The 12,927-nt window shown below is 44.4% G+C and carries 12 protein-coding genes; 11 read left to right on the top strand and 1 reads right to left on the bottom strand.

Features of this window, described 5'->3' with window-relative positions; translation table 11 throughout:
• Nucleotides 1-188 precede the first annotated feature (188 nt).
• The 6 genes from D0466_RS23470 (at nucleotide 189) to D0466_RS12280 (ending at nucleotide 6,112) form a co-directional block, all read left to right on the top strand.
• On the top strand, nucleotides 189-389 hold the full coding sequence (locus tag D0466_RS23470) for an SDR family oxidoreductase (RefSeq protein ID WP_325048717.1): 201 nt from the start codon (nucleotides 189-191) through the stop codon (nucleotides 387-389).
• Nucleotides 382-1,248: an SDR family oxidoreductase gene (locus tag D0466_RS12300; RefSeq protein ID WP_325048716.1), complete on the top strand. Its 867-nt coding sequence runs from the start codon at nucleotides 382-384 to the stop codon at nucleotides 1,246-1,248. The genes D0466_RS23470 and D0466_RS12300 overlap by 8 nt, the downstream gene beginning before the upstream one ends.
• A 12-nt stretch (nucleotides 1,249-1,260) precedes the next feature.
• A complete protein-coding gene (locus D0466_RS12295; protein WP_325048715.1) occupies nucleotides 1,261-2,838 on the top strand; it encodes an aldehyde dehydrogenase family protein in 1,578 nt (525 codons plus the stop codon).
• A gap of 175 nt (nucleotides 2,839-3,013) precedes the next feature.
• Nucleotides 3,014-3,781: a TerC family protein gene (locus tag D0466_RS12290; RefSeq protein ID WP_117322868.1), complete on the top strand. Its 768-nt coding sequence runs from the start codon at nucleotides 3,014-3,016 to the stop codon at nucleotides 3,779-3,781.
• Between the two features lie 430 nt (nucleotides 3,782-4,211).
• A complete protein-coding gene (sigI, locus tag D0466_RS12285) occupies nucleotides 4,212-4,952 on the top strand; it encodes an RNA polymerase sigma factor SigI (protein WP_117322867.1) in 741 nt (246 codons plus the stop codon).
• On the top strand, nucleotides 4,949-6,112 hold the full coding sequence (locus tag D0466_RS12280) for an anti-sigma factor domain-containing protein (RefSeq protein ID WP_117322866.1): 1,164 nt from the start codon (nucleotides 4,949-4,951) through the stop codon (nucleotides 6,110-6,112). Before sigI ends, D0466_RS12280 begins: the two co-directional genes overlap by 4 nt.
• A 121-nt stretch (nucleotides 6,113-6,233) precedes the next feature.
• On the opposite strand, the gene D0466_RS12275 is transcribed toward D0466_RS12280, so the two are convergent.
• Nucleotides 6,234-6,431, bottom strand: coding sequence for an alpha/beta-type small acid-soluble spore protein (locus D0466_RS12275; protein WP_117322865.1), 198 nt, complete (start codon nucleotides 6,429-6,431; stop codon nucleotides 6,234-6,236).
• 341 nt (nucleotides 6,432-6,772) lie between these two features.
• Here D0466_RS12275 and D0466_RS12270 point away from each other — a divergent pair, with 341 nt between their 5' ends.
• The 5 genes from D0466_RS12270 (at nucleotide 6,773) to D0466_RS12250 (ending at nucleotide 12,912) form a co-directional block, all read left to right on the top strand.
• On the top strand, nucleotides 6,773-8,128 hold the full coding sequence (locus tag D0466_RS12270) for a TrkH family potassium uptake protein (protein ID WP_117322864.1): 1,356 nt from the start codon (nucleotides 6,773-6,775) through the stop codon (nucleotides 8,126-8,128).
• A 250-nt stretch (nucleotides 8,129-8,378) separates the two neighbouring features.
• Nucleotides 8,379-9,587 (top strand): acyl-CoA dehydrogenase, encoded by a 1,209-nt coding sequence (locus tag D0466_RS12265; protein ID WP_117322863.1) that lies wholly within the window; start codon nucleotides 8,379-8,381, stop codon nucleotides 9,585-9,587.
• A gap of 35 nt (nucleotides 9,588-9,622) precedes the next feature.
• Nucleotides 9,623-10,393 (top strand): SDR family oxidoreductase, encoded by a 771-nt coding sequence (locus D0466_RS12260; RefSeq protein ID WP_117322862.1) that lies wholly within the window; start codon nucleotides 9,623-9,625, stop codon nucleotides 10,391-10,393.
• A 101-nt stretch (nucleotides 10,394-10,494) separates the two neighbouring features.
• Complete coding sequence (locus tag D0466_RS12255; RefSeq protein WP_117322861.1) at nucleotides 10,495-12,105, top strand: long-chain-fatty-acid--CoA ligase; 1,611 nt, start codon at nucleotides 10,495-10,497, stop codon at nucleotides 12,103-12,105.
• A gap of 240 nt (nucleotides 12,106-12,345) precedes the next feature.
• Nucleotides 12,346-12,912, top strand: coding sequence for a TetR/AcrR family transcriptional regulator (locus D0466_RS12250; protein ID WP_117322860.1), 567 nt, complete (start codon nucleotides 12,346-12,348; stop codon nucleotides 12,910-12,912).
• Nucleotides 12,913-12,927: the final 15 nt, after the last annotated feature.

Below are 12,927 nucleotides of genomic sequence, written 5' to 3'. Positions count from 1 at the left end.
TTATATAGTAACGGAAAAACTTCTTTAATGATAATAAAAATTTCTTCTTTCCAGCGTCTTTATCTTAAAAATACAAGATAAAATTATTGGTACTTTTCGGAATTTTCAAATTTATTATTTGACAAGTCTATAGTATTTTTAATGAAATGTACGAAATCGTACTAATGTTATTTTTAGGAGGCGAGTGCATGGGGCGTGTTTATTTCTTTACGGGCTTTCCTGGATTCATTTGCAATCAGCTTATCAGGGAACTGTTGCAAAGGGACGGCCGATTTGCCCGGGCTTATTTTCTAGTTCTCCCAAGCCAAAGGCAGAAGGCTGACAGAATTCACGATACCAGAGGGCGATATTACGAAAGCGGGACTGCAATTCTCGGAAGAAGTGAATAATCGCTTACATGCTGAAGTCACCCATGTTTTCCACTTGGCAGCAATCTATGACCTGGCAGTCGACGAGAAAACAGCTTACCTTGTAAATGTGAGCGGCACCAAAAATGTGAACGACTGGGTTTTGGGATTGAAGGTGCTCCGCTATGTATACTTTAGCACTGCATATGTTGCAGGTACCCGCGAAGGGAAATTATACGAGCATGAGCTGGTACGGCCTGCAGGTTTTAAAAATCATTATGAAAGCACAAAATTCGAGGCGGAAGTATTGGTGAAAGAGCTGAAACAGAAAGAGAAAGTTCCGGTTACCATAATCAGGCCCGGTATCGTAAAAGGGCACTCTACAACAGGTGAGACTATTAAATTCGATGGGCCGTACTTTATTTTAAACTTCCTTGACAGGCTTAGCTTCCTTCCTATATTCCCTAAGCTCGGTGGGAAAACAGCATGTGTAGTTAATGTGGTTCCCGTCGATTATATTATACAGGCGACTGCCTATTTGGCATTATATAAGGATGGGGCAAGAAAGACGTATCATTTGACCGACCCTGATCCTCTTACTGCAACAGAAATATATGAGCTGTTTGTGGGAGAACTATATAAATGCAAACTGAAAGGGACACTTCCTTTATCGGTAAGCAGGGCAATGCTTTCGATAAAACCTTTAAGGTCTTTCTTGGGCGTTGAAAAAGAAGCCCTGGATTATTTTACATGGATGGGTGTTTTTGTTTGTTCCCAGGCACAAAAAGACCTGGATGGCTCAGGTATCAAATGTCCTCGTTTTAGCGATGGAGTTCCTTCGATGGTCGATTTTTATCTTCGGAATAAACGCGAACAAATGTACCAAATCCAAATTCGATAGTGAGGGATTGGCATGATAGAAATGCAACCGGCTTGGAAGGTGTATTCACCGGCAACTGGGGAAGAAATTGGCGAACTGGCTGAGACATCCCTTTCAGAAACGGGATTTATTTACGAACGTTCGAATACTGCTTTTAAAACCTGGTCCCAATTGGCTGTTTCTGAACGCCTTGTTTATTTTAAAAGGCTGCGGCATCTGATGGCCGAAAAAATGGATGAAATCGCGGAAATCATTTCAAAAGATACCGGAAAGGTCAAAACGGAGGCAATTGTCGCCGACATTATGCCCACTTTGGATGGAATCATCCATATCGAAAAGCATGCGGTGAAATCTTTGGCAAGGAAGAAGGCGGCCACACCGCTGCTTCTTATCGGGAAAAAATCGTATATCGAGTATATGCCGCGGGGTGTGGTGCTTATCATTTCGCCCTGGAATTATCCACTGCAATTGGCGATGGTGCCAATACTAAGCGCAGCTGCTGCAGGGAATACGGTCATAGCCAAACCGTCCGAGATCACTCCGATGGTCGGCAAGTGCATGGAGCAGCTGTTCATCGAAGCAGGGTTTCCGGAGGATGTCATACAATTTGCTCATGGCGGCAAAGAAGTTGGGGCTGCGCTGGTTGAGCACAACCCTGATTATATCTTTTTTACAGGCTCCGTCAGGACAGGGAAAATAATCGGGGAAGCGGTAGCGAAAAAACTCATCCCTTGCACTCTGGAGCTTGGGGGAAAGGATCCGATGATTGTCTTTAAGGATGCCAATCTCGAGCGGGCGGTAAACGGAGCGCTTTGGGGGGCATTTACAAATAGCGGCCAGGTTTGCATGAGTGTCGAAAGACTGTACGTCGAGCGGCCGATTTATGATCAATTCCTGGTTTTGCTGAAGGAGAAAGCGAGGGAACTAAGGCAGGGAGCAGCACCTTCGGACGATGTTGGTTCCATGACCTTTCCAGCACAGGTAGGAATCGTCGCAAGCCATATTAAAGATGCTGTTCAAAACGGAGCGGTATTAGAAACCGGCACTGACCCTGATGAATGGAAAACAGGGCGAACATTGTTCCTTCCCCCTGCCATATTGTCGAATGTAAATCATTCCATGGCTATTATGAAAGAAGAAACATTTGGCCCTGTACTGCCCATTATGCCATTCGATGATGAAGAAGAGGCAATCGCGCTGGCGAATGACAGCAAATACGGGCTGAATGCCAGCGTTTGGACACAGGATGATGTCAAAGCAAACCGTGTAGCCGGAAGATTGGTTACAGGTGCAGTCGTTATCAATGACGTGCTCGTGTCAGTTGCCAACCACAGCCTGCCGTTTGGAGGGGCCAAGCAGAGCGGGATCGGGAGATATCACGGAGAAAACAGCATGCGTATGTTCTGCCATGAAAAGGCGATCGTAAAAGACAGCGGCATGCGGAAAACTGAAATACAATGGTATCCGTACCATGGAAAATATGAATTGTTTCTATCTTTATTTAAGGAGTATTTTTCAGGCAATACAAATTGGACGAAATTCGGCCGTCATTATCTCAAGCTTTTGAAAATTTCAGGGAAAGCCAAGAAAAAGAATGAATGGGACAATTAACTTCTTTTATTGGTGCTTGGTTTTTCATAAAATTCAAGAGGGTTTTTGCCTTTTATTAGGGCAGAGGCCCTTTTAATTTTTGGTAACGGAATGAATGAAGTTCCTGAATGCAGAAGTACATACCGAAGAGTTATTGCTGCCCCAAAAAGGAATATTACAAAGGGGGGCGATAAATATGGATGCTTCTATGTTACTGGAATATGGCTGGGTGTTATTGGTCCTGATCGCGCTTGAGGGACTACTTGCCGCAGACAATGCTGTGGTAATGGCAATCATGGTCAAGCATTTGCCGGAAGAATCCCAGAGAAAGGCATTGTTTTACGGGCTTTTTGGTGCTTTTGTATTCCGGTTTGTGAGCCTTTTCCTTATTTCCTATCTCGCCGACGTGTGGCAGGTACAGGCCATCGGGGCGATTTACCTATTGTATATTGCGTTTCAGAATATATATAGGCAGTCTGCAGGGAAAGAACGGGAACCCAAAGATCTCAAAGGGAATGACGGACCAGGCTTTTGGATGACTGTGTTGAAGGTTGAACTTGCGGATATCGCATTTGCGATCGACTCCATGCTTGCAGCCGTAGCGCTAGCGGTTACCTTGCCAGAATCCGGCTGGTTCCAAATCGGCGGTATTGACGGTGGGCAATTCATGGTGATGTTCCTTGGTGGCATCATTGGTGTTGTAATGATGCGTTTTGCTGCAACAGCCTTTGTCAAGCTTCTTCATGATCGTCCGTCCCTTGAAACAGCTGCTTTCCTTATTGTAGGCTGGGTTGGCGTAAAACTGGCCGTATTCACTCTTGCCCACCCCGCAATTGGAGTGCTGGACCGCCACTTCCCAGAGTCGACTATATGGAAGTCGATTTTCTGGACCATATTGATTGGAATCGCTGTAGGAGGTTTTTTATTCACCGGCAATAAAGAAAAGAAAACACAAGAAACGTAACGCGAAAAAAGGCCTGCCCGATGGCAGGCTTTTTTTGGCAGGTAAGAGTATAAAACATTGCATAATGCAGAACACAGGCTAAGTACGCTAATCGATGTAGCAATGCCTTTGGAGCCTGACTACCCCTCTGTCGTCAACTTTACGAAGCCTCGCCAATAGGGGAATAATTAACCAGCGTCAATCCAGACCAATATTTTTACATACGGATAAAAAATTGATTTACCCCCGAAAAACAATCCTCTTGTTCGTATTGTTGTTATAGTGCCAAAAACGAAAAGAGTGAAACTACATAGCCGCTCCAAAAATTTGGGGGCAGGATGATTCAAGGTCATAAATAGGTCCTTTGGACCTGTTCTTTTTGGACTCACCTCTAGAAGAATAGAATTGGTACTTTCTATGTTACAATGTGCCATAGAAACGGGGTGAGCTTATGCTAAGCAATTTATTTACTTCATTTAAGAAAAAAGGATCGTTAGATGAGACAGTGTTGAGAATACAAAATGGGGACGGTCCGCTCCGCAATCAATTGATAAGCTCTTTCAAACCGTTTATTGCCAAAACAGTTTCATCAGTGTGCAGGCGTTATATAAATGAATCAGACGATGAATTTAGCATAGGCCTTATTGCCTTTAATGAAGCAATTGATAAATACACCCCTGAAAAGGGAAGTTCGCTATTGGCGTTTGCTGAAACCCTGGTAAAACGGAGGGTGATCGATTACTTGAGGAGCCAGTCGAGAAACAAGGACCTTATCCTCGACCTTAGTTTGGAAAATGAGGGCAATTCTGCCCAGGAATATCTCGAAGCAGAAAAATCAATGCAGGAGTACGAAAAACTAAAGGAAACAGAAAAACGCAGGGAAGAAATCATGCGTTATCAAAAGCAATTATCTGAATTTGAGGTAACATTCGCCGATTTGGCCGAGAATTCTCCAAAGCATGCAGATGCGAGAGAGGGGGCTGTTTCCATCGCGAAATTGCTTGTCGGCGACCCGGAATTAAATGAAATTCTGTTCACCAAAAAGCGCTTGCCCATAAAGCAGCTTGAAGCGAAAGTAAATGTGAGCAGGAAGACGATAGAAAGAAACCGAAAATACATTATTGCCGTGTCAATCATTTTAAATGGTGATTTTTTATATCTGCATGAGTATATAAAAGGGGGGGTTGAATGATGAAAAAAGGGATTATTTTAGAAATAGATAATAAATATGTTACCGTATTGACCCCTGAAGGCGAGTTTCATAAGGCCCGGCGCGGGGAAAGGCCCTATGAAATAGGCGCGGAAATTTCATTTACACCTATTTACCCAAAAATGCGAAGTACTTCATCATTCTTTCCCCTTTCCGTAAAAAAGACATCTATCATTGTTACTGCGGCTGCGGTGATCCTTGGACTTTCTATTTTGCCTGGAACATTTGATGAAAAAGTGTCCGCCTATATGACGATAGACGTAAATCCAAGCATTGAATTGGCTTTGGATGACGACTTGGAAATAGTTGATGTAAAAGGTTTGAACAAGGAAGGGAAAGAAGTGGTGGAGCATCTTGCCCTCCGGGATAAGCACATGAAAGAAGTAACGGAGGAAATCGTCAGTACAATAAACAAGCTCGGTTATTTCAAGGAACATAGAAAAATCGTTGTATCGACCACAATGATGGACAAAGATAAGGACCTGGAAAAGGAATTGAAAAAACAGGTAACAGAACTCAATACGTCGGACCTTGTCCCGCGAGAGAACGTAAAGATAATTAATGCAACCACAACCGATCGAAATATGGCGAAGCAGAAGGGCCTTTCGACTGGAAAGTATGTTGAAAAGAAACTGGTAAAGGGCCAGAATTCGAATGGCTCAGAAAAAAGGCAATCACAAAAGGAGAACGAGAACCAAGGTACAGCATCAAACCCTGTAAAGGAAAAGGAAAACACGCAAGCGAAGCCCAACCCAGAAAAGCAAACGGATCAGACAAAGGTAAAAATGGCTGCCCCCCGGCATCATGTTCCAGATGCCAAGGTACCTGAACAACCTAAACCGGGCAGGCCTGGTACGGCCACTATAAAAAAGCCTTCACCGCCATCAGCCGCGCATGATAAACATAATTTGCGGGAAAGAAATGAAATTAAGTTGCCCGAGAGGCACAAGGTAGAAATCCCGGATAAAAATCAGGTAAAAAACAAATTGAAAGACAAGGAAAAAAATATGAAAAAGAACATTCAACAACAAAGGGTTAAGAGAAAAGACAAACGGCATAAAAATGCCGAGCGAACGCTTGAACTTCATAAAAGGCCGGACCTGCTGAAGGAGCGGCATTTCCGGATTTTCGATGATGAATGAGCAAAAAGGCTGTCAACACGAACAACGTGAAGACAGCCTTTTTTTATGAGCTGGCCATGAAAGCATTTGGATGCTTTTATTGTAGCGATTCCAATCCATGTTGTATGAAATTTTTACTTTATTATTTTCCTTGCAGTTCAGATTGGGCTTGTGCAATGAGGCGTTTCACGATTTCGCCGCCGACGGAGCCATTTGCACGGGAAAACTGCTCAGCGCCAAGCTGAATGCCGAACTCCTGTGCAACTTCATATTTGAATTGTTCCAGTGCCTGTTCGGCACCTGGCACTAATAGCTTGTTCCTGCTTCCTCTGCTTGCCATTGTTATTTTCCCCCTGAAATTCATGTATTACAGAGGCTTTAACCCCTGTATTTACTAGTATGGATACCAGATCAGGTTTTACTATAAATAATGTTGGGAAAACTTCCTGTTATTGCACAAAGGAGGATTCGCGGATGCGACGGCATTCACCGTTTGACAAGTGCCCTCTATCGTATTACCTGCTATTTAAAACAATGTGTATAATGGAAGGGAAAGCAAGAAAAGGCTAATCAGTTTCTTTCTAATATGGGCTATAGTTTTTATAATTTGCAGCAATTTTTTTGGCTTTATTCATAATAGAACCTGGCACATGCGGCCAACATAATGAAAGGAATAATTATATGTGGACTTTTTTTAAAGCTGTGATTCAGAAATTGAGTCCTGTGCAAATCATAATAGGTTATTATTTTATCGCGGTCACCGTTTCAACGTTGCTGTTAAGCCTTCCCATAGCGATCAAGCCGGAGGTCAGGTGGACCTTTCTGGATGCTTTATTTACAGCTGTCAGTGCCGTAAGTGTAACCGGTTTATCTGTCATAAATATTGTGGATACCTTCAGCATACCCGGAATATTTATCCTGATGTTCGTGTTGCAGTTCGGAGGAATAGGCGTTATGACATTGGGAACTTTTTTGTGGGTCATCCTGGGAAAAAAAATTGGCCTGAAGGAACGGCAGTTGATAATGACTGACCAAAATCAAACTCAGCTCTCCGGTCTTGTTAAACTTTTGATCCAGCTGATCAAGATTATCGTCATCATCGAAATGATCGGCGCCATTGTGCTGGGAATTTATTTCCTAAGGTATTATCCTGACTTGAATCAGGCCATGCTTCACGGGCTGTTCCTGTCGGTAAGCGCTACGACAAATGCCGGGTTTGATATCACCGGGCAATCGATGATTCCCTATAAAGGAGATTATTTTATCCAAACGGTCACGATCCTGCTTCTGATTCTTGGGGCGATCGGCTTTCCGGTCCTTATTGAAACAAAGGAATTTCTTTCAAACAGGGCAAGAGTTTATAAATTCCGCTTTTCTCTTTTCTCAAAAATAACCTCGGTCACTTTTTTCGGCTTTGTTTTCGGTGGGACCGTATTGATATTGTTGCTGGAATTCAATGGGTTTCTGGCAGGGAAAGCTTGGCATGAAGCATTTTTTTATTCTTTATTCATGTCTTCCAATACAAGAAGCGCCGGACTTTCAACAATGGATATCAACAGCTTTTCAGAGCCCACGCAATTGTTGATGAGTTTTATGATGTTCATTGGGGCATCCCCCAGCTCGACCGGCGGCGGGATAAGAACCACTACATTTGCAATCATGATCTTATTTTTGTGGAATTTTGCCAGAGGCAGCCGGTCCATCAAAGTTTTCGATCGCGAGATATGCGAGGAAGACATTTATAAAGCCACGGCTGTAATGTTGATGGGGATTGTGCTTTGTTTCGTTTCCATCATAGTAATGACGATAACCGAGGATTTTTCACTCACGCAAATCATTTTTGAAGTTTGTTCCGCTTTCGGTACTGTAGGGCTCTCCTTTGGGATTACCCCAGACCTGAGCACCACCGGCAAAATCATAGACATGATCCTGATGTTCATAGGGCGTGTAGGCATCGTTTCTTTCCTATTTATCATGGGCAGAAGAGAGAAATCGGACAATTACCATTATCCAAAAGAAAGAATCATTATCGGTTGAGTAGAAAGGGGCGGCCTTGAAATTTGGGCCGACCCGTTTTTAATAGTTCGCCGGCTTTTCATATAAAATGATCAATAAATTGAAAGGTGTCATCAAATTCAGGAATACATCAAAAAATTATATGGATTATCAAAATTCCAACTATCTGTAATATTTAAAATTTTTAGTTTAATAGTTGAATATTTTCCAAAAGGACGTATACTTAAAAGTGATACATACTAACCGGTTAGTTTAATAAAGGGGGATACTTATGGATTTTTCCTATTCTGCAAAGGTCAAAGAACTCCAGCGCAAATTAACGCAATTTATGGATGAAAATGTGTATCCAAATGAAGCGATTTACCAGCAGCAGCTGAACCAACAAAGCGATAGATGGGGTGCCATACCGCCAATCATGGGGGAACTTACTGCAAAAGCGAAGGCGGAGGGGCTGTGGAATCTGTTTTTGCCGGAAAGCGAATATGGAGCGGGACTGACGAATCTGGAGTATGCGCCTTTATGTGAAATTATGGGCCGGTCCCTTATTGGACCTGAAGTTTTCAATTGCAATGCCCCTGATACGGGAAACATGGAAGTCCTGGTGCGTTACGGCACTGAAAAACAGAAGGAGCAATGGCTAAAACCATTATTGGAAGGAGAAATCCGTTCCTGTTTTTCAATGACCGAGCCGGATGTGGCTTCATCGGACGCAACAAATATAGAAGCCCGGATCGAAAGGGATGGCGACCATTATCTGATTAACGGCCGCAAATGGTGGTCCTCGGGGGCAGGAGATCCCCGTTGCAAAATCGCCATCGTTATGGGGAAAAACGATCCCGATGCCAACCGCCATGAACAGCAGTCGATGATTCTGGTACCGCTTGACTCTCCAGGAGTGAAGATAGAGAGGATGCTGCCGGTTTTCGGCTACGACCATGCCCCGCACGGACATGCCGAAATCACTTATGAAAATGTACGAGTGCCTGCTGAAAACATGATTTGGGGAGAAGGGAAAGGGTTTGCCATTGCACAGGGACGGCTCGGGCCTGGAAGAATCCACCATTGCATGCGGTTGATTGGTGCTGCAGAGCGTGCGCTTGATGAATTATGTAAACGCATTCAAAGTCGGGTGGCCTTTGGAAAGCCGCTTTCCAAGCAGGGAGTCATTATGGAATGGGTTGCAGAATCAAGGATTGAAATAGAGCAGGCCCGTCTGTTGACTTTGAAAGCTGCTTATATGATGGATACAGTCGGCAATAAGGAAGCCAAAGCGGAAATTGCGATGATCAAGGTAGTCGCCCCATCCATGGCTCTTCGGGTCATTGACCGTGCCATACAGGCATTTGGCGGTGCTGGCGTTTCCGGTGATACACCATTGGCCGCCCAGTGGGCCAATTCCCGTACATTAAGGCTTGCCGATGGTCCTGACGAGGTGCACAAAGCCCAGATTGCAAAGCTGGAACTCCGTAAACACCAATAATTGCTCATAAATTGAATGGAAAGGCAGTGTGGCAAATGAAAGTTATGGAATTATTTGATTTAACCGGAAAAACGGCAATTGTTACAGGGGGCGGCCGCGGGCTTGGAGAACAGATCGCTGTAGGCTTTGCTGAAGCGGGGGCCAATGTCGTTTTATGCTCACGGAAAAAGGAAGCATGTGAAGAAGTTGCGGAACGTGTGCGGCAAATCGGGGTCAAAGCGCTCGCGTTAAAATGTGATATTTCCAATCCAGAAGATGTTCAGGCTGTCATTGTTGAAACGAAAAAAGAATTCGGTTCCATCGATATTTTGGTGAATAACAGCGGCGCAACGTGGGGGGCACCTGCTGAAGATATGCCACTGGAAGCCTGGCAAAAGGTAATTAATGTGAACGTGACGGGAACCTTTTTAATGAGCCAGGCAGCGGGAAGGGTCATGATTGAGCAAGGAGGCGGGAAAATCATCAACATCGCATCAGTTGCGGGCCTTGGAGGAACGGATCCAAGAGTGATGAACACAATCGGCTACAACACAAGCAAGGGTGCGGTCATTACCTTCACGAAAGACCTGGCGGTAAAATGGGGTCCATACAACATAAATGTAAACGCGATTGCTCCTGGCTTTTTCCCGACCAAGATGTCAAAGGTTTTAATCGAAAAAGGCAAGGATCCCATCATTGAATCAACACCGTTAAGGCGGTTTGGGTCAGATGATGATTTAAAGGGTGCTGCCGTTTTCCTTGCATCCAATGCGTCTAATTTTATTACTGGTGATGTATTGATTGTAGATGGCGGCACACACGCCTAAGCAGCGAGGTAAGAGTGGAACACAAATTGGGTAAGGCGATTTGACAGACAGCAGTGCATAGCAGAATAGTAATTATTTTATCATTTTGTTGGGGGTTAATTATGAGAAAGAAACCATGGCTGTCCGTGTATCCCGAGTCAATTGCAAGTGAAATTCAAATTCCTGAAATGACGATTCCGCAAGTTCTCCAGGAAAACGCAAAAAAGTATCCGGAAAATACCGCTATAACCTTCTATACCAAAAAAATCAGCTACAGGGAACTGTCTTACGCGGTTAATCTGTTTGCTTCCGGATTGCAGAAGAATGGCGTCCAGAAGGGGGATAGGGTTGCCATCATGCTTCCGAACTGTCCGCAATATGTCATCGCTTATAATGGCATCTTGACTTGCGGTGCCATCGTCACACAGGTCAATCCTATGTCAGCCCCGCGTGAAATTGAATATATACTGGGCGATTCAGGAGCGGAGACCATTATCGTATTAGATGCACTGTACGAGAAGGTCAAACAGGTACAGCCAAATACCAGCCTGAAAACGATTATCGTCGTGAGCCTTCAGCCAACGGAGCAGGACTTTGCACCGGACCATACATTTGATGGATTCTTAAAAGAAGGAAACGGTCAGGTGACTCCCGTGGAAATACAACCGGAACATGACGTTGCCGTCCTGCAGTACACCGGGGGAACGACTGGGCGTTCCAAAGGGGCAATGCTGACCCATCGAAATATTATGGCAAATGTTGCCCAGACTAATGAGTTTTTTAAGGATGACGTTGAATTCGGCAAAGAACGTTTTCTAACGATCATTCCTTTATTCCATGTATTCGGCATGACTTCGGCAATGAATTTTGCGTTGTTCACTGCTTCTAATTCTATTATGCTTCCGCGTTTTGAGCTTGAAGAAGTGTTAAATACGATCAAGCAGGAACAGCCGACAATTTTCCCGGGTGTCCCGACCATGTATGTGGCGATCACCAACCATCCGAATGCTGAAAGCTACGGAATTAACTCAATCCGTTCCTGCAACAGCGGAAGTGCACCGATGCCTCTTGAGCTCATGCGCGGTTTCGAGAGCAAAACAGGCGCGCAGATCCTGGAAGGGTACGGCTTGTCAGAAGCTTCTCCAGTCACGCATTGCAATCCCCCATTTGCTGAAAGGAAACCAGGCAGCGTGGGAATCGGACTTCCGAACACGGATTATAAAATTGTGGATTTGGCCACGGGTACCGAGGAGGTTCCGGCAGGTGAATTGGGTGAATTGATTATCAGGGGTCCCCAGGTCATGAAAGGTTATTGGAACATGCCTGAAGAAACAGCAAATACCTTAAGGGATGGCTGGCTTTATACTGGAGATATTACAAAAATGGACGAAGATGGATATTTATATATAGTCGACAGGAAAAAGGACATGATCATTGCCAGCGGTTATAATGTTTATCCGCGGGATGTTGAAGAGGTGATTTATGAGCACCCTTCCGTTCAGGAGGCAGTCGTGATCGGCGTCCCTGATCCTTACAGAGGCGAAACAGTCAAAGCGGTCGTTGTCCTGAAAGCCGGCAAAACGGCCACGGTAGAAGGGATAATTGCGCACTGCAGGCAGAATATGTCTGCCTATAAAGTACCAACCAGTGTGGAATTCCGTGAGGAGCTGCCTAAAACTGGCGTCGGGAAAATCCTGCGCAGGGCTTTGCGGGAAGAAGCAGCCGCTAAGTAAGCGAAACTCCCTCTATGCCAACTGATGGTTACCCTGATTTACAGCGATAAGGACATTGGGCAGCAACATCACAAGAAGGAAAACGTTGGCTCCCTTTAATGCTTGTTTGTTTTCTTGCATGGGGGGCCTGCCCCGGTTAATACGGAACAAAGCCAAGAGTAGGTGCCTTGTTAATCGGAAGAGGTTTTAGTTATGGTATAATTTCACTGAAACTTTTCAACAGATTGCGAGGATACATGAGTGAAGGAAAAAATAACAGAGCACAGCATTCGCTTATTCGAAAAAAAAGGATTCAGTGAGACATCGATCCAGGATATCGTGGATTCCATCGGCGTAACGAAAGGAACTTTTTATTACTATTTTTCCAGCAAGGAAGAATTGCTGATGGACATCCATTTTCGCTATATTGATGATTTGCTTGGTCACCAGGAAAAGATTTTAAAGGACGAAACAAAAAGCTCCAAGGAAAAACTGTATGATATCGTTTATATGCTGATCAGCAATATTAAAAGCCAGGGGCCGAGCGCAAAGGTGTTCTTTCGGGAAATGCAGAATTTAAGCGAGGAACGGCTTTCCCAGATCATTCCGAAGCGCGATAAATTCCGCCTAAACATTCAGGCTCTCCTTGAGGAAGGGGTCATAAAAGGGGAATTCCGCGACAACCTCAACCCCCCAATCGTAACATTCGGCATTCTTGGTGCGGCAAACTGGAGCTATCAATGGTTTAAACCGGATGGAAAGATGACAGACAGAGAGGTAACGGATATTTTCGTAGATATGATTTTACAAGGGATAGAAGTCGGATAATCATTGGCGGGGGGG

It is taken from the genome of Peribacillus glennii (assembly GCF_003429105.1).
GTDB classification, from domain to species: Bacteria; Bacillota; Bacilli; order Bacillales; family DSM-1321; genus Peribacillus; species Peribacillus glennii.
The sequence above is the reverse complement of the archived record's forward strand: the minus strand, read 5'-3'. Positions and strand labels throughout refer to the sequence as shown.